This window comes from Diaphorobacter sp. HDW4A, assembly GCF_011305995.1.
Lineage (GTDB): Bacteria > Pseudomonadota > Gammaproteobacteria > Burkholderiales > Burkholderiaceae_C > Diaphorobacter_A.
Map to the genome: position 1 here is coordinate 5,815,313 of NZ_CP049910.1, position 25,194 is coordinate 5,840,506.

Annotated in this window: 24 protein-coding genes; 22 read left to right on the forward strand and 2 right to left on the reverse strand. The window is 61.4% G+C overall.

Annotated features, from left to right (window positions below):
• Positions 1-125 precede the first annotated feature (125 nt).
• From G7047_RS26505 to G7047_RS26570, 14 genes are all read left to right on the forward strand, one after another.
• On the forward strand, positions 126-1,259 hold the full coding sequence (locus tag G7047_RS26505) for a porin (protein WP_166311300.1): 1,134 nt from the start codon (positions 126-128) through the stop codon (positions 1,257-1,259).
• Between the two features lie 59 nt (positions 1,260-1,318).
• Complete coding sequence (locus G7047_RS26510) at positions 1,319-2,311, forward strand: tripartite tricarboxylate transporter substrate binding protein (protein ID WP_166311301.1); 993 nt, start codon at positions 1,319-1,321, stop codon at positions 2,309-2,311.
• A gap of 27 nt (positions 2,312-2,338) precedes the next feature.
• On the forward strand, positions 2,339-3,079 hold the full coding sequence (locus G7047_RS26515; protein WP_166311302.1) for a hypothetical protein: 741 nt from the start codon (positions 2,339-2,341) through the stop codon (positions 3,077-3,079).
• A gap of 176 nt (positions 3,080-3,255) precedes the next feature.
• Positions 3,256-4,293, forward strand: coding sequence for a hypothetical protein (locus tag G7047_RS26520; RefSeq protein WP_166311303.1), 1,038 nt, complete (start codon positions 3,256-3,258; stop codon positions 4,291-4,293).
• Positions 4,294-4,321: 28 nt separating this feature from the next.
• A complete protein-coding gene (locus G7047_RS26525) occupies positions 4,322-5,182 on the forward strand; it encodes an HpcH/HpaI aldolase/citrate lyase family protein (RefSeq protein ID WP_166311304.1) in 861 nt (286 codons plus the stop codon).
• A complete protein-coding gene (locus tag G7047_RS26530) occupies positions 5,182-6,144 on the forward strand; it encodes an ABC transporter substrate-binding protein (RefSeq protein WP_166311305.1) in 963 nt (320 codons plus the stop codon). The genes G7047_RS26525 and G7047_RS26530 overlap by 1 nt, the downstream gene beginning before the upstream one ends.
• A 17-nt stretch (positions 6,145-6,161) precedes the next feature.
• Positions 6,162-7,070, forward strand: coding sequence for a hypothetical protein (locus G7047_RS26535; protein WP_166311306.1), 909 nt, complete (start codon positions 6,162-6,164; stop codon positions 7,068-7,070).
• Between the two features lie 4 nt (positions 7,071-7,074).
• Positions 7,075-8,007, forward strand: coding sequence for a VOC family protein (locus G7047_RS26540; RefSeq protein WP_166311307.1), 933 nt, complete (start codon positions 7,075-7,077; stop codon positions 8,005-8,007).
• 26 nt (positions 8,008-8,033) lie between these two features.
• Positions 8,034-9,065 (forward strand): amidohydrolase family protein, encoded by a 1,032-nt coding sequence (locus G7047_RS26545; RefSeq protein WP_166311308.1) that lies wholly within the window; start codon positions 8,034-8,036, stop codon positions 9,063-9,065.
• A 26-nt stretch (positions 9,066-9,091) separates the two neighbouring features.
• Positions 9,092-9,871, forward strand: coding sequence for an SDR family oxidoreductase (locus tag G7047_RS26550; protein ID WP_166311309.1), 780 nt, complete (start codon positions 9,092-9,094; stop codon positions 9,869-9,871).
• A gap of 23 nt (positions 9,872-9,894) precedes the next feature.
• Positions 9,895-10,755 (forward strand): fumarylacetoacetate hydrolase family protein, encoded by an 861-nt coding sequence (locus tag G7047_RS26555; RefSeq protein ID WP_166311310.1) that lies wholly within the window; start codon positions 9,895-9,897, stop codon positions 10,753-10,755.
• A gap of 54 nt (positions 10,756-10,809) precedes the next feature.
• The gene (locus tag G7047_RS26560; RefSeq protein WP_166311311.1) at positions 10,810-12,018 is read left to right on the forward strand and encodes a LysR family transcriptional regulator; all 1,209 of its coding nucleotides are present in this window, start codon (positions 10,810-10,812) and stop codon (positions 12,016-12,018) included.
• A gap of 127 nt (positions 12,019-12,145) precedes the next feature.
• A complete protein-coding gene (locus tag G7047_RS26565; RefSeq protein WP_166311312.1) occupies positions 12,146-12,949 on the forward strand; it encodes an amidohydrolase in 804 nt (267 codons plus the stop codon).
• 32 nt (positions 12,950-12,981) lie between these two features.
• Positions 12,982-13,983 (forward strand): tripartite tricarboxylate transporter substrate-binding protein, encoded by a 1,002-nt coding sequence (locus G7047_RS26570; RefSeq protein ID WP_166311313.1) that lies wholly within the window; start codon positions 12,982-12,984, stop codon positions 13,981-13,983.
• Positions 13,984-13,992: 9 nt separating this feature from the next.
• Here the strand turns inward: G7047_RS26570 and G7047_RS26575 are convergent, their stop codons facing one another.
• Positions 13,993-15,081 (reverse strand): hypothetical protein, encoded by a 1,089-nt coding sequence (locus tag G7047_RS26575; RefSeq protein ID WP_166311314.1) that lies wholly within the window; start codon positions 15,079-15,081, stop codon positions 13,993-13,995.
• A gap of 601 nt (positions 15,082-15,682) precedes the next feature.
• Between G7047_RS26575 and G7047_RS26580 the strand changes: the two genes are divergently transcribed.
• From G7047_RS26580 to pyk, 3 genes are all read left to right on the forward strand, one after another.
• Positions 15,683-16,855: an RNA ligase RtcB family protein gene (locus tag G7047_RS26580; protein ID WP_166311315.1), complete on the forward strand. Its 1,173-nt coding sequence runs from the start codon at positions 15,683-15,685 to the stop codon at positions 16,853-16,855.
• Complete coding sequence (gene prfH / locus G7047_RS26585) at positions 16,846-17,448, forward strand: peptide chain release factor H (RefSeq protein WP_240939279.1); 603 nt, start codon at positions 16,846-16,848, stop codon at positions 17,446-17,448. Before G7047_RS26580 ends, prfH begins: the two co-directional genes overlap by 10 nt.
• A gap of 139 nt (positions 17,449-17,587) precedes the next feature.
• Positions 17,588-19,030: a pyruvate kinase gene (gene pyk / locus G7047_RS26590; protein WP_166311316.1), complete on the forward strand. Its 1,443-nt coding sequence runs from the start codon at positions 17,588-17,590 to the stop codon at positions 19,028-19,030.
• Here pyk and G7047_RS26595 read toward each other — a convergent pair.
• Positions 18,978-19,592 (reverse strand): phosphatase PAP2 family protein, encoded by a 615-nt coding sequence (locus G7047_RS26595; protein ID WP_240939280.1) that lies wholly within the window; start codon positions 19,590-19,592, stop codon positions 18,978-18,980. The two genes, pyk and G7047_RS26595, sit on opposite strands and share 53 nt — an antisense overlap.
• Positions 19,593-19,809: 217 nt before the next feature.
• Here G7047_RS26595 and fba point away from each other — a divergent pair, with 217 nt between their 5' ends.
• The 5 genes from fba (at position 19,810) to G7047_RS26620 (ending at position 25,029) form a co-directional block, all read left to right on the forward strand.
• Complete coding sequence (fba, locus tag G7047_RS26600; protein ID WP_166311317.1) at positions 19,810-20,874, forward strand: class II fructose-bisphosphate aldolase; 1,065 nt, start codon at positions 19,810-19,812, stop codon at positions 20,872-20,874.
• Positions 20,875-21,276: 402 nt separating this feature from the next.
• A complete protein-coding gene (locus G7047_RS26605) occupies positions 21,277-22,392 on the forward strand; it encodes a Re/Si-specific NAD(P)(+) transhydrogenase subunit alpha (RefSeq protein ID WP_166311318.1) in 1,116 nt (371 codons plus the stop codon).
• Positions 22,393-22,443: 51 nt separating this feature from the next.
• On the forward strand, positions 22,444-23,175 hold the full coding sequence (locus G7047_RS26610) for a hypothetical protein (RefSeq protein WP_166311319.1): 732 nt from the start codon (positions 22,444-22,446) through the stop codon (positions 23,173-23,175).
• Between the two features lie 94 nt (positions 23,176-23,269).
• Entirely contained in the window at positions 23,270-23,602 is a 333-nt protein-coding gene (locus G7047_RS26615; RefSeq protein WP_166311320.1) for an NAD(P) transhydrogenase subunit alpha, read from the forward strand.
• A gap of 2 nt (positions 23,603-23,604) precedes the next feature.
• Positions 23,605-25,029 (forward strand): NAD(P)(+) transhydrogenase (Re/Si-specific) subunit beta, encoded by a 1,425-nt coding sequence (locus G7047_RS26620; RefSeq protein WP_166311321.1) that lies wholly within the window; start codon positions 23,605-23,607, stop codon positions 25,027-25,029.
• Positions 25,030-25,194: the final 165 nt, after the last annotated feature.

Here is a 25,194-nt window from a genome sequence, read left to right on the forward strand (position 1 = left end):
AGGACAAATTTATAGATGCATCCCATTTTGTATGGGACTTCTCAAGTCTTATTGATCAGAATTGCCCCAGCGCTGAAGCTTTGGTTATGTGAATGCGGGAATGAATAATATTTACGGGGACAAATATGCGATTGAAATATCAATGGGCGGCTTTGGGTTTTCTCGGGGTGGTGGGGTTTTCTGCGCAGGCGCAATCGGAATTGAAAATTTCCGGCGTGATGGATGCAGGTATTCAGAATTACAAGAGCGCCAATGGCAATACGGTGAATCGTCTGCAGAGTGGCGCATTTGAAACCTCGCGCATGATCATTTCGGGTTCGGAAGATCTGGGCGATGGGAACAAGGCCAATTTCATGTTGGAACTGGCACCTACCGTGGATACGGGTGATACCAGCCGGTTCGGCTTCTTCAACCGCAATGCGTGGCTCGGGCTCTCCGGAAGGCAGTGGGGCGAGGTGCGATTCGGGCGGTATCTCACGGGCTCCGCCAATCTGCTGTGCCAGGTTGATCTGCACTGGTGCGGCAGCGGTTTCAATGGAACCGGCATCATGTACAACGGCGATCTGGCGACAGTGGGGCGCTGGATTTCCGGAAGCCCGGGGCGCGGCGGAAACAATAATGAAGGCATTTCCGTGGTGTCCGGCGGAAATGGCACGGCGGGCAGTGCGGAATCAAACCGCAAGAATAATGCCGTGCAATATGTGAGCTCGCGGTTGTCGGGTTTTCAGGCCAAGCTCATGTATTCGATGGGCGAGCAGGGTAAAAATCCGAAAAATGGTTCGGGCGACCATGTGGATGCGACGCTGACCTATCAGGATCAGAATCTTTTTGTCGGCGTCGGATATGCGCAAGTGCGCCCCGATCCGCTGTGGAATGCCAAGGGCGCGTTGACCAGCCTGGGAGGCACCTACAAGTTCGGCGCGCTGCGCGTCGGTGCGATCTACCAGTACGAAACCGCATCCGGCACCGCCGCCAAATGGACGACTGCCAAATCCTGGGCGCTGACCAGCGCCTACCGCGTCGGCGCGTTCGAGCCCTATTTGAAATTCGGCCAGCACCGCACCAACGGCACCGGCGCCTACGGCATCGTCAACGGCACGGACGCGTTCGTGGTGAACCTCGGCACGCAGTACGCGCTGTCCAAACGCACCTCGCTGTACGCCGATTTCGTGACCGACCTGAAGGGCAGCGATGGCAATCCTGCCATCTACAAGAACGACACCCGCTCGATCACGGTGGGCATGAAGCACTATTTCTGAGTGAGTGCGCGGTGGCGACGCCATCTTGGATGGCGGGCGTCACCAGTGGAGACCAAAGCATGTTGAATTTGAAGAAGGCGGCACTCGCAGGTGCCATGGCCGTGGGCGCAGCGTTGTCCGGCACCAGCGCAATGAGTGCCGACGGGGCTGCGTATCCCACCCGTCCCGTGAGCCTCGTGGTGCCGTTTGCACCCGGCGGCGGTGTGGACCTGATGGCGCGCTACATCAGCAAGCGGCTTGAAGGTCGGCTGGGCCAGCCGGTGATCGTTGAGAACAAACCCGGCGCGGGCGCAGCCATCGGCACGGGGGCGGTGGCGCGCGCCAAGGCGGATGGGCAGACGCTGCTGTTCACCAGTGTGGCGCATGCCATCAACCCGGGGTTTTATCCCAACCTGCCGTTCGATGCGGTCAAGGATTTCACGCCCGTCGGCGCTGTGGCCACAGCACCCAACGGTATCGCGGCGCGCGCCGACGCGCCGTTCAATACACTGCCCGAAATGATGGCCTACGCCAAGGCCAACCCGGACAAGCTGACCTATGGCGCGATCAGCGGCTCGACCACCATGTACCTCGGGATGGCGATGTTCGTGAAGGAAGCGGGGTTGCCGGTGCGCTTCATTCCGTACGCGGGCACGCCGGCCTCGGTGCAGGCGGCGGTGGCGGGTGAGATCGACATGGTCTCGAGCGGCTATGCCTCGTCCGACACCTTCGCCAAGACGGGACGCCTCAAGATGCTGGCGATCTCCACGGCCAAGCCGAGCACCATGGCGCCGGGCATTCCGACGATTGCCGAGGCGGCGAATCTGCCGGGCTTCGAGGTGGTGAATTGGATGGGCATTCTGGCGCCAGCACACACGCCCGCGCCCATCGTCGAGCGCCTGAACCGCGAGCTCAAGGTGATCCTGGACGATCCCGAATCGGAAAAGTTCTTCGAGTTGCAGAAGAACGAGCGTTACTACAGCACGCCTGAGGAATTCCGCAAACTGATCACCACCGACATCCAGCGCTATGGAAAGATCATTCAGGAAACCGGCGCGGCCAAGCAGAAGTGAACGGTTGAAGAAGTGAATAAGACCCACATGCAAGCAAGCAACCCAGTGACAAGCAAGAAGCTGCGCATCGGCATGATCGTGCCGTCGCTCAACACCATCGGCGAGGACGACTTTCGCCGCTACTGCCCCGAGGACGTGGCCTATCACCTGCACCGCATCCGCCTGCGCAAGGAGGGCGGCGTGGTCACCCGCGACAGCCTGCTGCGCGCGCATCTGGAGTCCATCGACGAGGCTGGGTATCTGAAAGATCTGGGCGCGGATGTGATCACCTTCAACTGCACGGGCGCAAGCGTGTCGAACGGCATGCAGGGTGATTGGGCGCTGGCCGAGCGCATGGAAAAGGAGCTGGGCACCAAGTCATCGAACACCATGGTCGCGATCAAGCGTGCGCTCAAGGCGGTGGGTGCGAAGAATATCGTGCATGTCTGCCCGTTTGCGGACAAGTTCTCGAACGACGAGCGGGCATCTCTCGAGGCGGATGGCTTCGAGATCCTGCAGTCGGTGGGACTCAATTTCGTCGATGCACGTCAGGCTGCGCTGATGCAGCCTGCGCAACTGGTCGAACACGCACTGCAATACGCCGTACCCGGTATGGACGCGATCCTGCTGTCGTGTGCCAATGTGCGGGCATTCGAGGCGGTGGAGGAACTGGAGGACCAGCTCGGCGTGCCAGTGGTGACAAGCAATCAGGCCGTGCTGTGGGACGTGCTCCGGCAGGTGGGCCGGGGCGACAACGTGCCGCATGCGGGGCGATTGTTCGAGCGCTGAAAACAGAGAAAACAGAGGGAAGTGCGAGTGCTTTTGGGGGACCTGCGGGTCCCTTTTTTCATGGCCCGAACACGTGCGATACGTGTTCAGCAAAAATTTATGAATGACAGTTTGAATTGATTGGCCGCTGAAATCGTCCGTTCCTAGAATTGATTCATCAAATTCAGGAGATATGAATGGACAAGGTGCTTTTTGCAGGAACGGCGGTCACCCGGGAAAATGCCATTGGCTCGCTCTACAGAATGGAGCATGGCAAGGAATGGGCTAAGGTGAGTGATATTCCGGATAATGCGGCAGTTCAGGCGATTGTGCAGCATCCAGTCGATGGGAATATTATTATCGCTGCCACGAGAAAAGGCATTTATCAATCAAAGGATAAGGGGGTTTCTTGGCGCAGCATGTTTTCCCCTCAAGGCATTCAATTCTGGTCGATTGAGTTTGATCCACGCGATGCGAATCACCTGTTTGCGGGTACGGCTCCCATTGGAGTATTTGAAAGCCGGGACGGCGGTGAAACCTGGTTCGCCTGTGAGGTGAATCACCCAGAGCGTTTCAATATCCGCTTTGGCGCATCGCGTGTGATGCGTTTGGCATTCCACCCGACCAACGACCAAGTGCTCTACGGCATTGCCGAAATCAACGGTTTCATGCTCAGCGAAGACGGCGGCAAGACTTGGAACGCCCGCACGGGCGCTCTCGTGGAACTGGCCAAGGACCCGGCGCTCAAGAGCAAGATCGAGACGGATGACGAGGCCGAAGGCATGTTCGATGCCCATGCCATTACCACTTCTCCGGCCAAGCCTGATGCGCTTTACTACCTCTGCCGCATGGGGGTGTTTGAAAGCAATGATCGTGGGCAATCGTTCGAGGATTTGCAGGTGCGCAAGTTTGCGCCTTTCAGCTATTGCCGGGATCTGCGTGTGGTGGCCGGGAATCCGGAAAAACTGTATGCCTGCTTCAGCATTTCTTCGCGCAGCGAGGCGGGCGCGGTCTATACCAGTGACGATCTGGGAAAAAACTGGCGTCGCGCCGATTCGCAGGTGAATCCGCAAAGCACCATCATGGGCATCAGTGCCCATATCAAAGATGGCAATAGCGTGATTTCGGTGACGCGTGGCGGGCAGGTTTTCTATACCTTTGATGGCGCGAACAACTGGTTTGAAAAGCAGTTGCCAGAAAATGCTGGTGATGCATTTTGCGTGGCGATGATTTGATTATCCGGATTCGAGTGGAGTAACAACTATGCGCCTCAATGGCATTATTCGCGCGCTGGAGTCGGATCCGGGCATCGCATTCACATCGTTCGTGCAGGCAGAGATCGAAAACGCGGTCAATTTCGGGCAGTCGAGCAACGACGGGCTGGTGTTCGAACTCGAGCACAACCCATGGGACATCACGGCGCTGCGCAACGCCATGCAATTTCTGCTGCAGCGCGAGCAGATCGTGAAGATGGGCTCGCTCGCCAATCCGATGACGCCGATGGTGCGCATCCCGGCGAGCGGCAGCGAGATGAACCAGTGGTTCGCCAAGCAGGCGCTGGACCTGGGCGCCTACGGCATCGTCTGGCCGCGCATCAGCAACAGCGCCGAGGCCTACAACGCCGTGGCGGCCTGTCGCTATCCGCGCCTGCCAAGCCGCGATCACTACGAGCCCGCCGGTCTGCGAGGCGACGCGCCGATGGCCGCCGCGCGCTACTGGGGCTTGTCGCAGCAGGAGTACTACAAGCGCGCCGACGTGTGGCCGCTGGTGCCCGAGGGCGAGATTCTGGTCGCGCTGATGATTGAGGATGTGCAGGGCGTCAACAACATCGAGACGATGCTCAAGGAGGTCGAGGGCATCGGTGTGCTGCTGATCGGCGAGGGCGATCTCACGCAGGAGCTGGGCTGCCCGCGCGACTACGAGAACCCCGAGCTGCTGCGCCACATGGCGCATGTGCTTGAAGTGGGCAAGGCGTTCAACGTGCCGGTGGGCCATCCGCACATGACCAAGCAGAACGCGCAGAGCATCATCGATCAGGGCTTCCGCTTTCTGATGAGCTACCCGCGCCGCGATTTTTCGGCGCTGGATGCCGGCCGCAACGTGCTCAAAAGCAAGGGGCAGTGATGACGGAGCGACTCAAGACGGTGCTCGGCAAGCACGCGCAGCTCGCGGGCGTGCGCCAGCTCGCTGATATCTTGCCGGGTGTGGCCCTCGATTTTGTGGACGTCAAGCGCATGCCCGACGCGTATCGCGACATGGCACGCACGCAGCCCTACGACATCTGCGAGATGGCGCCCACCATGTACCTCATGGCGCTTGCGCGCGGCGCGCAGATCACCGCGCTGCCGATTCCGATGACGCGGCGCTTTCGCCACTCGGGCATCAAGAAGCGCAAGGGCATCGTGATCGATAGTCCCAAGCAGCTTGAAGGCCGCAAGGTCGGCGTGCGCAACTATTCGGTGACGGCCGCTGTGTGGACGCGCGGTGTGTTTGCCGACGACTACGGGCTTGATGCCAACAAGGTGCAGTGGGTGACGGAAGAGGCGGAGAACCTCGAAGACATGGTGCTGCCCGCGAACGTCCAGCGCCTGCCCGAGGGTCGCAAGATTGCCGATGCGATCAATGCGGGCGAGATCGACGTGGCGTTCGATGGCCTGGCCGGAGCGGGCGACGCGCAGGTAGAGATGGAGGAACTTGTGGCCGATGCGGGCGCGGTCGAGCGCCGCTGGTTCGAGCGCACCGGCGTCTACCCGATCCACGGCGTGATCGTCGTGAAGAACGAGGTGCTGGCGCGCCATCCCGGCATCGGGCTGGCCCTGTATGAGCAATTCGTTCGGTCGAAGGACGCCTATCTGCAGTCGCTCGATGCGGTCGCGGAGCCGAGCGGTGATGACAAGCGCTACCGCAAGCTGCGCCAGTACATGGGCGATCCGCTGCCGTACGGCTTTGAGGAGAACCGCATCTCGCTGCAAGCGCTGATCCGCTATGCGCATCAGCAAGGGCTGGTGGGCAAGGAGGTGCGCGCGGAGGACATCTTCATCGATTCGCGCAAGCCCGCAATGGGCCCGTTGGCGCAATGGAAGTGAGCACAAGAAGAAGCATCATGCAGAACGAAAAAATCCAACTCAAGGCGATGTTCGGGACCTATCCCAAGACCGCACCGCTCAAGGCGGGGCAGATGAAGTCCGACATCGTGCAGCTCGACATCGCGCCGGTGGACACCGCACAGACCGCGTTCAAGGACGTGGTGCGCGGTCACCAGTTCGATGTGGCCGAGCTGGCGGTGGTCACCTATCTGCTCGCGTTCGACGCGGGCCATCGCTACCTGCTGCTGCCCTTCGTGATGAATGGGGCTTTTCACCACAAGAGCATCTACGCGCGTGCCGACGATGCGTTCGGCCCCGAAGAGCTCAAGGGCAAGCGCGTGGCGATGCGTTCGTATTCGCAGACTACTCCCACCTGGGTGCGCGGCATTCTGCATGACGAGTACGGCGTGAAGAGCGCCGATGTGGAGTGGTGGAGCCAGCAGGGCGCGCATGTGGCCGAGTACAAGGATCCCGAATGGGTGCGCAGCATGGACAAGGCGTTGAGCCTCGAAGAGGCGCTGCTCGCGGGTCAGGTGGACGCCATCATCGCCGGTGGCGCCATCGAGAACAAGGACAAGCTGCGCCACGTCATCGACGCGCCACAGGATGCGGCCAAGGCCTGGAGCGCGCGCACGAGCGTGGTTCCGATCAACCATGTGGTGGTGGTGAAGGAGGCGCTGGCGAAGTCTCACCCCGAGGCGGTTATGGAAACTTATCGCATGCTCATCGAAAGTCGCGCACAGGCGGGTGAAATGCCTGCACCATCGAGTCGCGATCTGCAGCCGTTCGGCTTCGACGCGCTCAATCTCTCGCTGCGCAAGGTGATCGACTACGCCTACGACCAGCAGATGATCAAGAAGCGCTACGCACCCGAAGAGTTGTACGGCGACGTGCGTGCCATTTTGGAAAAGAATCAAGGAGACTAGTCAGATGCCAGGAATCGTATCTTCAGTGGCGTATGTGCGCCTCGGCGCGCCGGACCTCGATGTGCAGGAGCAGTTTCTGCAGCACTTCGGTCTGGTGCGGGTGCTGCGCGACGACAAGCGTTTGTATATGCGCGGCATCTCTGATGCGCCATTCATTCATGTGACCGAACTGGGCGAGAGCGGTGTGATCGCCGTGGGCTACCACGTGAACCCGGATGTGCCCATCGAATCGCTCGAACAACGCTTTGGTGCCAAGGTCGAGCCCATCGATGAGCCCGGCGGTGGCAAGCGTCTGGTGCTGCACGACCCGAACGGTCTGCACGTGGAGCTGGTGCAGGACCGCGACACGGTGGATGAGCTGCCACGTCGCAACGCCCTGCGCGGCAGCGACGGCATCAGCAAGGACCGGGGCCCGTCGCGCATCGAGAAGCTGGTGCACACGGCCTACATGACCACACGCATGAGCGAGACCATCGCCTGGTATCAAGAGAACTTCGGCTTTCTGCCGACTGACGAGCTGTACGTGGGCGAGCCCGGCAACACGCTGGGCCGTTTCCTGCGCACCGACTGCGGTGAGGATCCGGTCTACCACCATGTGCTGTTCATCTTCCGTGGTGAGAAGAACGGCCTGCACCATGCCTCGTTTGAAGTGGAGCGCGTCGACGAGATCTTCACTGGCGGCGATCACCTGCACGAACTGAACTACGACCATGTGCGCGGCATCGGCCGCCATGCGCTCGGCAGCCAGATTTTCGACTACTGGATGTCGCCGTTCAACGTGATGCACGAGCACTGGTCATCGACCGAGAAGATGAACGTGCACAGCAGCTTCAATGAAATCAAGATCGGCTCGGGCATGGTGCATGACAGCGGCGAGGCACCGCCAGAACGCTTCGTAAAGCAGGCATCCCCGATTCTTTCAGGCGCGGCGCGGTAAGCGGGCATCCGCAGGAGACAGAACACATGATCATCGATTGCCACGGTCACTTCACGACCGTTCCCCCTGCCATGCACGCGTGGCGCAAGAAGCAGCTGGAAGGCGCGGGCGTGCTGGGCGAGCCGCTCGTTATCTCCGACGACGAACTGCGCGCGGGGCTGGAAGGAAAGCAGATTCAATTTCAACGCGAGCGCGGGCTGGACCTCACGCTGTTTTCGCCAATCGCGGGGCAGATGGGCCACCATCTCGGCACGCCCGAGCAGAGCGTGGAATGGTCCGAAGTGGCCAACAATCTGATCCACCGTGTCTGCGGGCTTTTTCCGCAGAACTTTGTGGGCGTGTGCCAACTGCCGCAATCCGCGAGCGCTGCGGACTTCGGCATAGCGGCCAGCGTGAAGGAGCTGGAGCGCTGTGTGACGGAGCTGGGCTTTGTTGCGTGCAACCTCAACCCCGATCCCTCGGGCGGCTTCTGGCAGGTGCCCCCGCTCACCGACAAGGCCTACTACCCGCTCTACGAAAAAATGGTGGAGCTGGACGTGCCCGCCATGGTGCATGTGAGCAGTTCGTGCAACCCCTGCCACCACCATGTGGGCGCGCATTATCTGAACGGCGACACCTCGGCGTTCATGCAGTTTCTGCTGGCTCCGCAGCTGTTTGAGGATTTTCCGACGCTGCGTTTCGTGATCCCGCACGGCGGCGGCGCAGTGCCCTACCACTGGGGCCGCTACCGTGGTCTCGCGCAGGACATGGGCCTCAAGAAGCTGATTGACGGCATTCTCAAGAACGTTTATTTCGACACCTGCGTGTACCACCAGGCGGGGATCGATGTGCTCGCCAAAGTAGTGCCCACCGAGAACATTCTGTTCGGCTCGGAGATGGTCGGCGCGGTCAAGGGCATCGATCCCGAGACCGGCCACAACTACGACGACACGCGGCGCTACATCGACGGCACGCCACACCTGTCGCCCGCACAGCGCGAGGCCGTGTTCAAGGACAACGTGCTGCGCGTGTATCCGCGACTCAAGAGCCATTTGGCCGCAGTAGCCGCGCTGGCGTAAGCAATTTCAATTTCAGGAGAAACGAAATGGACCTGGGAATCAAGGGCCGGAAGGCGCTCGTCTGTGCGTCTTCGCAAGGGCTGGGACTGGCCTGCGCCACGTCGCTGACGCGCGAAGGTTGCGAGGTATGGATCAACGGCCGCACCGAGGCCAAGCTGGTCGAGGCGGCCGCGCAGATCGAGGCGCAGACAAGCAACCGCCCGCACATCGTCGTGGCAGACATCACACAGGAATCCGGTCGCGCCGCGCTGCTGGCCGCCTGCCCCGATGCGGACATTCTGGTCAACAACAACGCCGGTCCCGAGCCCGGAAAAATCGCCGATTGGTCCGACGACGACTGGCGTGAAGCGGTCGAGGGCAACATGCTCGCGCCCATCATGCTGATCAAGGCCTATGTGCCTGGCATGCGCGCACGCCAATTCGGTCGCATCATCAACATCACCTCGGCGATGGTGAAGTCGCCGAGCGCGACGATGGGTTTGTCGGCGGCGGTTCGCGCGGGACTCACCGCGCTTTCGAAGTCGGTGCAGAAGGACTCGGTGATCGACAACGTCACCATCAACAACATGCTGCCCGAGCGCTTCGACACCGACCGCCAACGCTTCATGGCCGAGCGCATGTCCACGCGCGAAAACATCACGGTGGAAGAGGCTCGCAAGCGCATCGCCAACACGATTGCGGCCAAGCGCCTCGGCAGGCCCGAGGAGTTCGGCGACGCCTGTGCCTACCTGTGCAGCGTGCAGGCCGGCTTCATCTCCGGACAGAACCTGCAGCTCGATGGTGGCTCATACGCTGCGCTGATCTAACCTTTCACGAAAGCATTCATTCCATGAAACTCATCAGCTTTGAACATACGGGCCGTGCGAGCTATGGCGCGGTGGTGGGCGACTCGCAGGTGGTGGACCTGGGTTCGTTCTTTGCGGACAGCTATCCCACGCTGCGCGATCTGATCGCGGCGGGGATCGACCAGATCGGCGACGTTGCCCAATACTCCCCAAGCCTGCGTCTGGCCGACGTGAAGCTGCTCAAGCCCATTACCAATCCGGAGCACATCTGGTGCCTCGCGGTGAACTATCTGGAGCACCACAAGGAGGTCGAATCTGCGGGACGCGTACAGGACCTGCCCAAGAAGCCCGCGATGTTCGCGCGCTTCAACGACAGCTTCGTGGCCGAGGGCGAGGCGCTGTGGCATCCCGGGGTGAGCGAGCAGTTCGACTACGAGGGCGAGCTGGCCGTGGTGATCGGCAAGCCGGGCCACCGCATTGCTGCGGAAAACGCGTTCGACTATGTCATGGGCTACACCATCCTGAACGATGGGAGCGTGCGCGACTGGCAGTTCCACACGCGGCAGATCACTCCCGGCAAGAACTTCTACCGCAGCGGCTCCATCGGCCCGTGGATTGTGACGGCGGACGAGGTGGGTGATCCCTACCAGCTGCGCATCGAGACCCGCCTGAATGGCGAGGTGCTGCAGTCGGATCTGACGGATCTCATGTTGCACAAGATCGCCGCGTTCATCGAGTACGCATCGACCGTGGCGCCGCTTCAGCCCGGGGACATTTTGGCCACGGGAACGCCAAGCGGTGTAGGGTTTTCGCGTAAACCGCCCATCTGGATGAAGCCGGGCGACGTTTGCGAGATCACAATCGACAGGATCGGAAAACTCACCAATGCGGTGATCTCCCCCTAATCTGTCGCTTGGGAAAATCATGGGCCATGGATTTCCACTGCGGGCTATGCGTCCATGATGAACCACCACCTTCCCAACTTCTGGCAGCTCAGAGTCTTCGATTGCGTCGCGAAGCTGGAGAACGTCACGCGCGCGGCGCAAGAGCTTCTGCGCACCCAGCCCGCGATCACCACCTGCATCCTGGCGCTTGAGAAGGCGCTAGGCGCAACGCTGTTCGAGCGGCACAAGACCGGCATCTATCTGACGGAAGTGGGCGTGGCAGCACATATCCGCACCAAGAAGATTCTGGAGTGGCTGGAAGAGACTATGGCGCTGCTTCCGGGCGAGCGCAAGATCGCGCCGCTCGCGATAGCGGCGCGCATGACGCGCTCACAGGTGCAGGCGCTGATCGCCATCCACGAGTGCCACTCGTTTCGCGGCGCCGCCGTCAAACTCGGTGTGACCGATGCGTCGTTGCAGCGTTCCGCGCGCACGCTGGAGGCGAATCTCGGGTGCCCGCTTTATCGCAACACCGCGTCCGGCATTCGCACCACCGAGCTCGCGGATGAGCTGGCAGCGCGCCTCAAACATGCGGAGGCGCAGATCGGTGCGCTGGCCGATGCGATTCGCGGCTTTCACTACCCGCGCAACAAGAGCATCACCTTGGGCGTGATGCTGCTCGACCCGTCGATGCTGCTGGTGAACGCGATGAAGGAGACGCGCGAGCGCTATCCCGATGTGCGCATCTCGGTGATCAGCGGCACCTACGAGCAGCTCGTCAACAAGCTGCTGCGCGAGGAGCTGGACTTCATCGTCGGGCTGATCAAGAAGCAGAGCGCGGGACTTGGACTCGCGCAGCAGCCGCTCTACAACGAGTCGTACTGCATCGTCGCGCGGCGTGGCCATCCGCTGCACAAGAAAGCGCAGATCACGGTGGCGGACCTGCAGCAGTACCCCTGGATCATTCCACCGGCGGGCTCGCCACGGCGGCTGGCTTACGAGCATCTGTTTTCCGAAACCACGCTGCCGCCCGCGCAGATCGAGACCTATTCGCTGTCCACCATGCGCATCACGCTCGCGGACTCGGACATGCTCACGGTGCTCAGTTGGGTGGAGGTGTTGAGCGAGCGGCACTTCGGCTTGCTCGCGCCCCTGCCGTTCGACTTTGTATGCGAAGAACCGGCCGTCGGCATCAGCAAGGTGCAGGGCAAGCTGCTCAACGAATCCCAGCAGTATTTCATCGACGCATTTGCCAAGAATGCGGCCGTTCTGCGCCGGGCCTGAGCTCGGCCTGAACGCCGCCTTATGCTGTGCAGCGATTATTTATGGCTGCCCGCCGAGTTCTTATCAACTGTTGATCCGGTGATGACTAGCATTGGTTGGTCATCTTTTTATTACCGCAAGGTTGAGTATGAAAATTGTGGACGCACAGGTCCATCCATGGTCGGCGGGGGAGTCGACCGGACACCATAGACGCGAGCCCATCGACGAGTTCGTGTTGCTTCAGGAAATGGCGACGGCGCATGTTGATCGCGTCGTGCTCGTGCCCCCGCTTTGGGACCCGAACGGAAACGCATATGCGTTGCAGATGGCCGCGCGAAATCCCGGGAAGTTTTCCGTCATGGGCTTGCTCGATCCGGCACGCGCCGATGCGGTGCAGGCCCTGCGCGAGTGGCACAGCCAACCGCACATGCGCGGTGTGCGCTTTCTGCTGAATACGCCCGAGCGGCTGCAGCCGTATCTTGATGGACTGCTCGATCCGCTGTGGGGTGTGGCTGAGGAGGTCGGCGTGCCGGTGGCGCTGTTGATTCCGGGGCATCTGGAGATCGCGCACAAGGTGGCCACGGCCCATCCAAAACTTCAACTCGTCGTGGACCATCTGGGCGTGCCGCGCGCGTCTGTGGGGCCGGTCGCGTTCAAGCATCTGCCGCAGCTGCTGGAGTTGGCGCGCCTTCCGAATATCCGCGTGAAGGCCGTGGGGGTGGGCGACTATGCGCTCGATCCCTATCCCTTTCGCTCGCTCGAAGAACCGCTCGCGCAGGTCTTCCATGCGTTCGGTGCGGAGCGTGTTCTGTGGGGCAGCGATTTGAGTCGGCTGCACCATCCCTACGCGCAATGCGTGAGCCATTTCCGCGAGCAACTGCCGTTCATGAAGGATCATGAGGTCGAGCGCGTGATGGGGCAGAACCTGCTGGACCTGCTGAACTGGCAGTGATCCGAAAAAGCGATAAAACAAGGAGACAAACAATGCATCACCACACCCTGAATCGCCGCCATTTCGGCGCACTCGTGGCCGCCGCCGTGGCATCCATGGCCGCTCCAACGGTCGCCTTTGCAACGGACGAAAAAATCAGCATGGCGCGCATCGTCATCGGCGTGCCTGCGGGCTCGCTGGTCGACAATGTCGCGCGCCAAGTGGCCGAAGTGATCAAGCCCGGCTACGCCGTCAACAGCATGGTTGAGAACAAGACCGGCGCGGGCGGCATGATTGCAGTGAGCTACATGAAATCGCTTGCCAAGGACGGCAGCAATATCTACGTGGGCGTGTCCTCGCCGATCACTGTCTACCCGGTCACCTACAAGAAGTTGGCCTACGATCCGGACAAGGACTTGATCACGGTCGGCAGCCTGGGCTCGTTCGACCTTGCACTGGCCGTGGGGCCGATGGTCCCGGCCAGCGTGAAGGATCTGAAGGGCTACTTCGAATGGTGCAAACAGAACCGTGCACAGGCCAACTTCGGATCGCCCGGCGCGGGTTCCATGCCGCATTTCGTGGGCAGCATGACGGCGCGCATCGCGGGTGCCGAAGTGAACCATGTGCCGTATCGCGGGCCGGGTCCGTCGGTGATCGATCTGCAGGGCGGCCTGGTGTCCGCCGTGGTGGTGCCGCTCGAAGACGTGGTTGAGTTCGCAGCGGCTGGCAAGATCCGCATTCTCGGCACGACCGGCGAGGAGCGCAGTCGCTTCGTGCCTAACGTACCGACCTTCAAGGAGCAAGGCTTCGGCGAGTATGCACGCAGTGTGTGGATTGCCGTTTTCGCACCCGCAGGCACGCCCGATGCGGTCGTCACGAATCTGCGCAAGACCCTGAGGCAGGCGCTGGCTGACCCTACTGTTCAGGCGTCGATGGGGCGTCAGTTGCAGAAGGCGCAGTGGGGCGAGCCCGAGGCGCTCAACGCAGTCATCGTGCAAGAGCGAGCGAGCTGGAAGAAGGCGGTGCAGGCGTTGAATTTCACGCCTGAATCTTGATCCATCGCGTCACGGAATCCGCGTTTCGATTCCCGAGTCGCTCTCTACCGCAGGTGCATAGATGCGGCTGACCACGGGTTTGGTGAGCGTGGCGAGCAGGCTGAATCTTTGGTCGGCTGGAAGCAGTTCCTGAATGGCCTCGAACAGCTTGGCGGGGGCGATGCCCTTGCTGAGCAGGCGCTCGACCTCGGGCTCGTCCGTGGTCCAGTCACTGCGCGAGAGGGCTCGGATAGCGATGTCGTCGTCCATCAGGCGGCTGTGGATGAAGACGAGGTCGTGCTGCACCGCATCCCATTCACGTGCCGAGATCGATCCGCTTTGAAGCAGGTGGTCCTTGAGCGCGCCATCGAGTGAATCGAGCAGTGCCGTGCGATGGTCTTCGTAGCCCATGCGCCATTGGGCTTCGCTGAGTTCGGGGGGCTTTTGTCCGAGGCGCGCAGCGTGTTGCAGCGCGTGGGCTCGGTATTCGTCGAAGCTCGGCAGCGGGCGTGCAAGCTGGAAGTCGGTGCACGCTGCGTAGAAGCGGGTGTTGAGCGCCTTGAGGTTTCTGGGCGTGACGTGGATGACGGCCGATGCCGTGGGCTGCGCGCGCATCCAGGACACAACGTCGCGCGCAGGTGCGCCTAGCGGGAACTGCTGGTAGCGCATTTGTGGCGGATAGTTCTCGGGCCGGTAGAACGGATTGGTGCCTGCGCCCAGCACGCTGCCGTCCTCATAGAAACGGATCACGTCGATGCTCGTGAACTGGTCGCCGCATTCCATGACCAGCGCGAGCGTGCCGTCCTTGTGATGCGCGCCGCTCCACAGGTGCAGATAGGGCATTTCGGGGATGACGTAGCGGCCGGTCGAGCGGTACGAGAGCGCCTTGAACTCGTTCATGTACTGCTTGACCAGAGGGTCGCGGAACTCGACCTGTTCCTGCGCCATGGTGATCCGCGGCGCAATCGGCGTGCCCCCGGCCTTCAGATGGGCGGCAGCTTTCACCATGCCGTTCAGATGGCGCTTGAAGTAGGACTTCAGGCCGTACTTGAGCAGCACAGCCAATGCCAGTAAGCACAGCAGCACGGTGATCAGCACCGTCATCATGGTGGACAGCATTCCTCTTTCCTGCAGTTACGCGGTCATTTGATTAATCGATTTCGTAATGATGATAGTTTTTGTGTTATTTGTCACGTTCCGATTTGCAGGTGCCCGAGATCTGCCCGTGTCTCGAATGCTGCGCGGGAACAACGTTCACAGCGAACGGCGCTGCGTAAATCTTGCTATCGCCAATAGGCATCGTTAGACTTTGATGCTTGTCTCGTGCGCGAAGCACCAGACGTTTCTTCTTTTCCCGTCACCTCAAACGCAAGGAGCAGCATCATGAACAAGACTGCAGAACAACAAAAAGACCGCATCGTTTGCCGCGTGAACGAGGTGGCCGCACAGGCCTGAGCTTTTTCTTTCTTCATCTTCATTGCTGGCCGAACGCTTTTTTTCTGCATCCGCAGACGCAGACGTTTGTGCATTGATGAATGAGCCCGCAGGGCGCTAGTCCATACCTCCTATTGGATCGCGCCCGGGTCTGACTGACAGAGCCCTTCCGGACTGCCCGCCGCTCGCGTTCATCGCGACACACGCACGCATGTTTTCGCGCCGCCTATCCCATTTGCTTTTATGGGGCCGCGCGAAGGATTTCTTCTGTTCAGATTTCATTCCTATGGGCACTACCCAATTTCAAAATCAGCAAGGCGATGCGCAGGTTCGCGTTTTCGCCGGCGAGCGTGTGTGGCTTGAAGACGCCGCGCTCGAACAACTTCGCACCACGGCACGGCTCGCGCATATCCGCGCGGCTGTGGGCCTGCCGGACCTGCATCCGGGGCGCGGCTATCCCGTGGGGGCGGCGTTCTTTTCCGTGAATCATTTTTATCCAGCTCTGGTGGGGGGAGACATTGGCTGCGGCATGGGGCTGTGGCGCACCGATCTGCGCGCGCACACCGCGTCGGCGAGCAAGTTCGAGAAGCAGATCGGCAACATCGATGGGCCGCTGCCGGACGGTTTGATGGACGACGCACTGCGGCAGCTCGATGGCATCGGCATCGATCACCTGCCCGCCTCGCGCGAGATGCTCGCGCAGAGCCTGGGAACGATCGGCGGCGGCAACCATTTTGCGGAGCTGCAAGTGGTCGACGAGGTGTATGCCACGGACGATGTGCGCATCGACAGAAAGCGCGTGCATCTACTGGTGCATAGCGGCTCGCGCGGACTGGGCGGGGCGATTTTGCGCCAGCATGTGGAGCGCTTCGGTCATGCCGGGTTGTCCGCCGATTGCGGGGCGGCGCGCGAGTATCTGGCCGAGCATGATGCGGCGCTGGACTTCGCGTGCCTCAACCGTATCTGGATCGCGCGGCGCATTCTGCAGGCCATCCGCGGCGAGGCCGAACTGCTGCTCGACGTGAGCCACAACCATGTGCTGCCCGCGCGGATCGACGGCGTGGACGGCTTTCTGCATCGCAAGGGCGCGACGCCCGCCGATCAGGGGCTGGTGATGATTCCTGGCTCGCGCGGTGACTATAGTTATCTGGTGGAGCCGATTGCGGATCGCCACGAGGCGCTGGATTCACTTGCGCATGGCGCGGGGCGTAAATGGGCACGCACGGACTGCATGGGCCGTCTCGCACACAAGTTCAAGTCGGACGAGCTGCGCAAGACGAAGTTCGGCAGCACGGTGATCTGCAACGACAAGGAGCTGCTCTATGAAGAGGCCCCGCAGGCCTACAAGGATGTGGATTCCGTTGTCGCTGCGTTGGTGGATGCGGGGCTGGTGCGCCTTGTCGCGCGCCTCAGGCCGCTGCTTACCTACAAGAAAGGAGCGATAGCCGCATGCTGCTGATGTTGGTACAGATCACGGCCGCACAAGGACCGGCCGAATGCGAGCGCGCGGTGGACATGGCGCTGCGCGCCCTATTGCGCGATGCGCCCGGGTACGGCGTCGAACTGCAGCTCGTGGAGGAGAACGCCACGGCTTGTGGGTACAAGTCGGTGCTGCTGCAGGCGCGCGGTGACGCGGCGGCCGCGTGGCTTTCCAAGTGGGAGGGCAGCGTGCAGTGCGTGTTCGAGAGCCCGTTCCGGCCGGGACACCGACGCAAGAACTGGTTCGTGGGCATCCGGCGTTGTGAGGTGCCCGAGCATGACGCGACGCTGGATGAGCGCGACCTGCGCTTTCAGGCCTGCCGCGCATCGGGCAAGGGCGGGCAGCATGTGAACACTACGGATTCCGCCGTGCACGCGACGCATTTACCGAGCGGCATTGCAGTGAAAGTGATGACCGAGCGCAGCCAGCATGCCAACAAGCGGCTGGCGCGCGCGCTGATCGCGATGAAGCTGCAGCAACTGGCCGAGCAGGGCGTTGATGCGGCGCGGCACGACCGCAATCAGCAGCACTGGTCGCTGGAGCGTGGCAATCCTGTGCGGGTGCTGCGGTGATGACCGTGGCTGCGGCGGTCGATGCTCCCTGCTGATAAGGTAATGTCGCTTTTGCCTGAAACGGGTGGAATATGTACCTGGCATGTAACCCGTTCTGTGCAAAAATTGAAACTCGATTACACAAACCAATGAGAGACTGATGGTCAACCATATCCGCCGCGCTACCAAGATTGTTGCCACTCTGGGCCCCGCTTCCAGCGATCCGGCTCTGTTGGAGAAGATGATTGCCTCGGGCCTGAACGTGGTGCGGCTGAACTTCAGCCACGGCAAGGCGCAGGACCACATCGACCGAGCGGAGATGGTGCGAGCTGCCGCGCAGCGCGCCGGTCGCGAGGTGGCCATCATGGCTGACCTGCAGGGTCCGAAGATCCGCGTCGGCAAGTTCGCCGAAGGCAAGATCATGCTGGTGGATGGTGCGCCGTTCGTGCTGGATGCTTCGCGCACCGAGCTGGGTGACATCAATGGCGTGGGCCTCGACTACAAGGAACTGCCGCGCGATGTGCGTCCCGGCGACATGCTGTTGCTCAATGATGGCCTGATCGTGCTTGAGGTGACGGCGGTGCGCGGTGACGCGGTGCACACGGTGGTGAAGATCGGCGGTGAGCTCTCGAACAACAAGGGCATCAACAAGCAAGGCGGTGGCCTCACGGCCCCCGCGCTGACCGCCAAGGACATGGAAGACATCAAGACCGCGATGAGCTTCCAGGCCGACTACGTGGCCGTGAGCTTTCCGAAGAACGCGACCGACATGGAGATGGCGCGCCAGCTCTGTTACGTGGCGGCTGCGGGCACCGGCCATCGCCCGGGCCTGGTTGCCAAGATCGAGCGCGCCGAGGCGGTGCCGCTGCTTGAGGAAATCCTGCGCGCCTCCGACGGCATCATGGTCGCCCGTGGTGATCTGGCGGTCGAGGTGGGCAATGCCGCCGTGCCTGCGCTGCAGAAGAAGATGATCAAGATGGCCCGCGACATGGACAAGTTCGTGATCACCGCGACCCAGATGATGGAGAGCATGATCACCAACCCTGTGCCGACCCGCGCCGAGGTGAGCGACGTGGCCAACGCCGTACTCGATGGCACCGACGCCGTGATGCTGAGCGCCGAGACCGCCGCCGGTCGCTACCCGCTGGAGACCGTGCGTGAGATGGCGACGATCTGCGCGGCGGCCGAGGCGGCCGAAGATCCGGACCGCGATGACGATTTCCACGGCCAGACGCTGGGTCGCATCGACCAGTCGATCGCCATGGGTGCGTTGTTCACCGCCCACCATCTGGGTGCCAAGGCCATCGTGGCGATGACGGATTCGGGCTCGACCGCACTGTGGATGAGCCGCCACCGCATCCACATCCCGATCTACGCGCTCACTCCCAAGGTGGCGACGCAGCGCAAAATGGCGATGTACCGCAACGTGCGACCACTGCTCATGGATACCAGCGCCGACCGCGACACCGCGCTCGAGCAAGCGGAAAACCACCTCAAGATGCGCAACATCGTCCAGCAGGGTGATCTTTATGTGATCACCTGCGGCGAGCCTATGGGTGCGCCGGGTGGGACGAATATGCTGAAGATCTGCCGCGCGCAGTAAGCGCAAGGCGGCGGCCTGCCAGGGCCGCGATGCTGGCGGCGGCGACTCCCAGGATCGCGCCGCCAAGGATGTCGGATGGCGAGTGCAGTCCGAGGCACACGCGGCTCCAGCCGATGGCCAGCGCGCAGACCCAGGTGAGGGCGATCACCAAGCGCCCGCGCGGCATCTCCCGAATGTGCGTCGATAGCAGCAGTCCTTGGGCCAGAGCGAAGATCTGGGTCGCGTGCATGCTGGGAAAGGCTGCGCGCTCGGTATGTGTGATCCACTGGATACCCCAGTCGAGCTGTGAGGGCCGCGGCATGGGCCAGTGTTGGCGGATGGCATAGGCGACGAGTGCCGCCAGCCCGATACCTGCCACAGTCACCAGCAGATCGCGCTGCACGGGGGCGGGCGCAAACATCAGCGCGCCGATGATCGTGCCACCCAGCACCATGGGCAGGACCAGCGTCAGCCATTTGGCGACGGCCACTACCGTGGCGGGCGTCGCTGCATCGGCGTTCAGAAGCAGGAAGAGTGAGTGGTCAAGGGGCAGCATGGCGGACTGGGCGGTGGATATCGCCACAAATGAAAACTGCTGGCCAATCTATGCCAGCAATATGAAAGCAGTCTGAACGAGCGGTGAAACTTACAAGAAAAACCTGCATTCGGCTCAACTTGGCGCATGACGCTAAAATGAAGAATTACCAACCGGTTACCAACCTCGTTCGTGCTGCGGCGACTGTTGGAATGCCACGCAAGCCGGTTGAAGTCGATCCATAAACTCTTCAACGGAATACCCCATGCCTCTCGTCTCGATGCGCGAACTGCTCGACCATGCTGCCGTAAACGGCTATGGCATCCCAGCTTTCAACGTGAATAACCTGGAACAGGTTCAGGCCGTGATGGCGGCTGCAGACGAAGTGGGCGCTCCCGTCATCCTGCAGGCGAGCGCCGGTGCCCGCAAATACGCCGGTGAATCGTTCATCAAGCACCTGATCCAGGCGGCTGTCGAAGCCTACCCCCACATCCCGCTGGTGATGCACCAGGATCACGGCACTTCGCCCGCCATCTGCCAGGGTGCGCTGAACCTGGGCTTTGGCTCGGTGATGATGGACGGCTCGCTGCGTGAAGACGGCAAGACCCCTGCAGACTTCGACTACAACGTGGAAGTGACCCGCAAGGTCGTGGAAATGGCCCACAAGATCGGCGCGACGGTCGAAGGCGAACTCGGCTGCCTCGGCTCGCTCGAAACCGGTCTGGCCGGTGAGGAAGACGGCGTGGGCGCCGAAGGCGTGCTGGACCATGCGGCCCTGCTGACCGATCCTGAAGAAGCCGCCCAGTTCGTGAAGGCCACCCAGCTGGACGCGCTGGCGATTGCCATCGGCACCAGCCACGGCGCCTACAAGTTCTCGCGCAAGCCCACAGGCGACATCCTGTCGATTCAGCGCGTCAAGGAAATCCACGCCCGCCTGCCCAACACCCATCTGGTGATGCACGGCTCGTCGTCGGTTCCTCAAGACCTGCTGGCCATCATCAACCAGTTCGGCGGCAAGATGAAGGAAACCTACGGCGTGCCCGTCGAGGAAATCCAGGAAGCCATCAAGTTCGGCGTGCGCAAGATCAACATCGACACCGATATCCGTCTGGCCATGACCGGCGCGGTGCGCAAATTCCAGGCCGAGAATCCAGACAAGTTCGACATGCGTGAATGGATGAAGCCAGCCCGCGAAGCCGCCAAGCAGATCTGCAAGCAGCGCTATGTGGAATTTGGCTGTTCTGGTCAAGCTTCCACGATCAAGGGCGTGCCTTTGACCGAAATGGCTGCAAAATACGCTGCCGGTTCGCTCAAGCAAGTCGTGAACTGATATCGAATCTACTTTTTCTGCTCCAGTGGAAAGTGCCGAAACCCGGCGTCTTGAAAAAGGCGCCGGGTTTTGCTTTTTTGGCGTCTAATGCATCATTTCTGGCTGGGGTTATCCCTTGGTTTTCTGGTTTTGAGCAAGGTTTTTGTAAGCTTTTTGCACAGTTTGACGGCGATAGTAGAAGAGTCGAGCAGAATGCACGGCAGTTTCTGCCGCTGCCACCTCGCCGGATTACCCGTCCGGTTGGAGGTTGCCCGCAGCCGCCATCGTTTGGACAATTGCCAGCCTGATCCTGGCACGAAGGGGATGACCCTGAGCATGTTTGCGTTGCCCTGATTGAGCAGGGGCGCGCCCGGACGCTGCAGGGCTCTCCAGAGAAGAGAATTCAAAACTCCAGGAGATACCATGTTGATAGGTGTGCCAGCCGAGACGGTGGCGAGGGAAGCCCGGGTCGCAGTGACCCCGGAGACGGTCAAGAAGCTCACGGCGCAGGGTCACCAGATCCGGGTGCAGAGCGGAGCAGGCGTTGCCGCCAGCGTGACCGATGAGGCCTACGCGGCAGCGGGGGCCGAGATTGTGGATCTGAACGTCGCATGGGGCGCTGATCTGGTTCTGAAAGTGCGCGCACCGAGCGAGGCTGAAATGCCGCTGCTCAAACCCGGCACGACGGTGGTGGGCATGCTCAACCCGTTTGACGCCGCAGGCCTTCAGCGCATGGCGGCCGGCAATGTGACCGCTTACGCACTCGAAGCCGCACCGCGCACCACCCGCGCGCAGAGCATGGACGTGCTCTCGTCGCAGGCCAACGTGGCGGGTTACAAGGCCGTCATCATGGCGGTGGACCGCTACCAGCGCTTTTTCCCCATGCTGATGACGGCTGCAGGCACCGTGAAGGCGGCGCGTGTGGTGATTCTGGGGGTGGGCGTGGCAGGTCTGCAGGCGATTGCAACCGCCAAGCGCCTGGGCGCCGTGATCGAGGCGAGCGATGTGCGCCCGAGCGTCAAGGAGCAGGTCGAGTCGCTGGGCGGTAAGTTCATCGACGTGCCTTTCGAGACACAGGAAGAAAAAGAAGCAGCAGAAGGTGTCGGCGGCTATGCCCGTCCGATGCCCGAGAGCTGGCTGGCGCGCCAGCGCGCCGAGGTAGCCAAGCGCGTGGCGCAGGCCGACGTGGTGATCACGACCGCGCTCATTCCTGGACGTGCCGCCCCTGTGCTGGTGACCGAAGACATGGTCAAATCCATGAAAGCCGGATCGGTCATCATTGATCTGGCTGCGGCGCAGGGTGGCAATTGCCCTCTGACCGAGGCGGACCGGACCGTCGTCAAGCATGGAGTGACCCTTGTGGGAGAGACCAATTTGCCTGCGCTGGTCGCGGCGGACGCGTCGGCACTGTACGCTCGCAACGTTCTGGACTTTCTCAAACTCATCCTCGACAAGGAAGGCAAGGTGCACATCAACCGCGAGGACGACATCGTGGTCGCCTGTCTGGTGGCCCACGAAGGTGCCGTCACCCGCAAGTGAAACTGATGCTGCTTGCCGCCTGTTCGGGATAGCAAGGATTTTGGTTTTTTCATGTTGAAGATTTCTGTGCGTACACGCTCTGCGCTGGCCCTGACGGCCATCGCGGTTTCCGCGGCGTTTCTGACCGCCTGCGCGCCGATGGAGCCCAACCTGGTGAAGGTGGGGCGCTCCGATCTGCAGTTGCCTCCGGGTGACTGGGAGCGCATCGATCAGGGCGCGGACGCACTCTTCAACGTGATGCCGGATGACGTCTCGCACGATCTGCCCATGCGCACCCAGGCCGTCGGCCTGCGTGGCCCACAAAGCGAAATGCTGGCCGTGATCGTCGTGCAGACCAACGCCACCAACGATCCTCGCGACTCCACTTTGTGGAGCCACACCTGCCCCGATCAAAAGGGCGTGCAGGTCGACGATTTCGCGAAGGGCAGCCCGATCCGTATTGACTGTCTGCGTTTCAAGCGACGCGCGGACAACGAAGAGTTCCTGACGAAGAATCGCCCAGTTCTGGAAAAGTGGGTCAAGCAACACAACGCTGTACCCCTTGCGCCATATTCGCACGTGTCCTACCGGTACGCGACTGCGGAAGGCGGTTACCTGCTGGTGGAAGCCCTTGTCGACCAACGCCTGCTGCGGCCAAAAACCGTGGGCACGGACCAATTCCTTTCAGCGGGTAAGCCTGCGCAGGAATGGCTCGACAACTTTGTGCAAGCCGCCAAGAACAGTGTTGCCATGCTGGATGGCCGATTCGTCGTACCGCCATTTCCCGTACCGCTTCCTCAATAACCGCATGCAGGACGCGCGCTGAACAACCAACAAGGCGCGCGATCCTGCAGAAGGTGTGGGGGAGCACCTGATACAAGAATCAAGGAGAACGCTCATGGAGTCTGTTTCCCCCACACTGATCAATCTGATCATCTTCGTGCTGGCCATCTATGTTGGCTACCACGTTGTCTGGACGGTCACGCCCGCCCTGCACACACCGCTGATGGCGGTGACCAACGCCATCTCGGCGATCGTGATCGTGGGCGCCATGCTCGCGGCGGCGCTCACCGAGACCACGCTCGGTAAGACCATGGGCGTGCTCGCCGTGGCGCTGGCTGCGGTGAACGTGTTCGGCGGCTTCCTCGTCACCCGGCGCATGCTGGAGATGTTCAAGAAAAAGGAGCGCAAGGCCGCTCCCGCTTCGGCTGACGCGAAGAAGGAGGCCTGAACATGAGCATGAATCTGGTCACGCTGCTGTATCTCATCGCCAGCATCTGCTTCATCCAGGCCCTGAAGGGCCTCTCCCATCCCACCACTTCGATTCGCGGCAATGTCTTCGGCATGGTCGGTATGGCGATTGCGGTCGTCACCACGGCCGCGCTGATCTACAAGCTCGCGGGCGAAAGCGCGCAGGGTCTGGTCTACGTGCTCGGCGGCCTGGTCGTTGGCGGCGGTATCGGTGCCTTCATGGCCAACCGCGTCGAGATGACCAAGATGCCCGAACTCGTCGCCTTCATGCACAGCATGATCGGCTTGGCGGCGGTGTTCATCGCAGTCGCGGCGGCGGTCGAGCCCTGGGCCTTCGGTATCACTGGCCACAACTCGCCGATCCCGCACGGCAACCGTCTTGAACTCGCGCTCGGCGCGGCGATTGGTGCCATCACCTTCAGCGGCTCGGTCATCGCGTTCGGCAAGCTCTCGGGCAAGTACAAGTTCCGCCTGTTCCAGGGTGCTCCCGTGCAGTTCAAGGGCCAGCACATGCTGAATCTGTTGCTTGCTCTGGCGCTGGTGTTCTTCATCGTGGGCTACACCATCAGCGAAGCACGCATCGACATGTGGATGCTGATCGCGCTGGCGTTCATCCTCGGCGTGCTGATCATCATCCCGATCGGCGGCGCGGACATGCCGGTTGTGGTCTCGATGCTCAACAGCTACTCCGGCTGGGCGGCTGCCGGCATCGGATTTTCGCTCAACAACAGCATGCTGATCATCGCGGGCTCGCTCGTGGGCAGCTCGGGCGCGATCCTCAGCTACATCATGTGCAAGGCGATGAACCGTTCGTTCTTCAACGTGATTCTGGGCGGCTTCGGTGGTGATGCGACTGCAGCCACCGGCGGCAAGGCCGAGCAGCGCCCGGTCAAGAGCGGCAGCGCCGACGATGCGGCCTTTGTGTTGAGTCAGGCTGAGTCCGTGGTGATCGTTCCGGGTTACGGCTTGGCCGTCGCCCGTGCCCAGCACGCGGTGAAGGAGTTGGCCGCCAAGCTCACCGAAAAGGGCGTCAACGTGAAATACGCGATCCACCCGGTTGCTGGTCGCATGCCCGGCCACATGAACGTGCTGCTGGCCGAGGCCGAGGTGCCCTACGACCAGGTCTTCGAGATGGAAGACATCAATGGCGAGTTCGGGCAGGCGGACGTGGCGATCATTCTGGGCGCCAACGACGTGGTGAATCCTGCTGCGCACACGAAGGGCAGTCCTATTTACGGCATGCCTATCCTTGAGGCTTACAAGGCGAAGACGGTGATCGTTAACAAGCGGTCCATGGCTGCGGGGTATGCGGGTCTGGACAACGAGTTGTTCTATATGGACAAGACGATGATGGTGTTTGGGGATGCGAAGAAGGTGGTGGAGGATATTGGCAAGGCTGTTGAGTAAGCCTTTCCTTTCTTCGTTTGATTGAAGGCCGTGCAGTGCTTTTTGTGCTGCGCGGCTTTTTTGCGTTTGCTGGTTTGTTGAGTTCAGAGGCCGGGACTGCCCCCGGCGGGGCAATCACTTTTTGCTCGGCGCGCAAAAAGTAATCCAAAACGCGCTTGAAGTCAT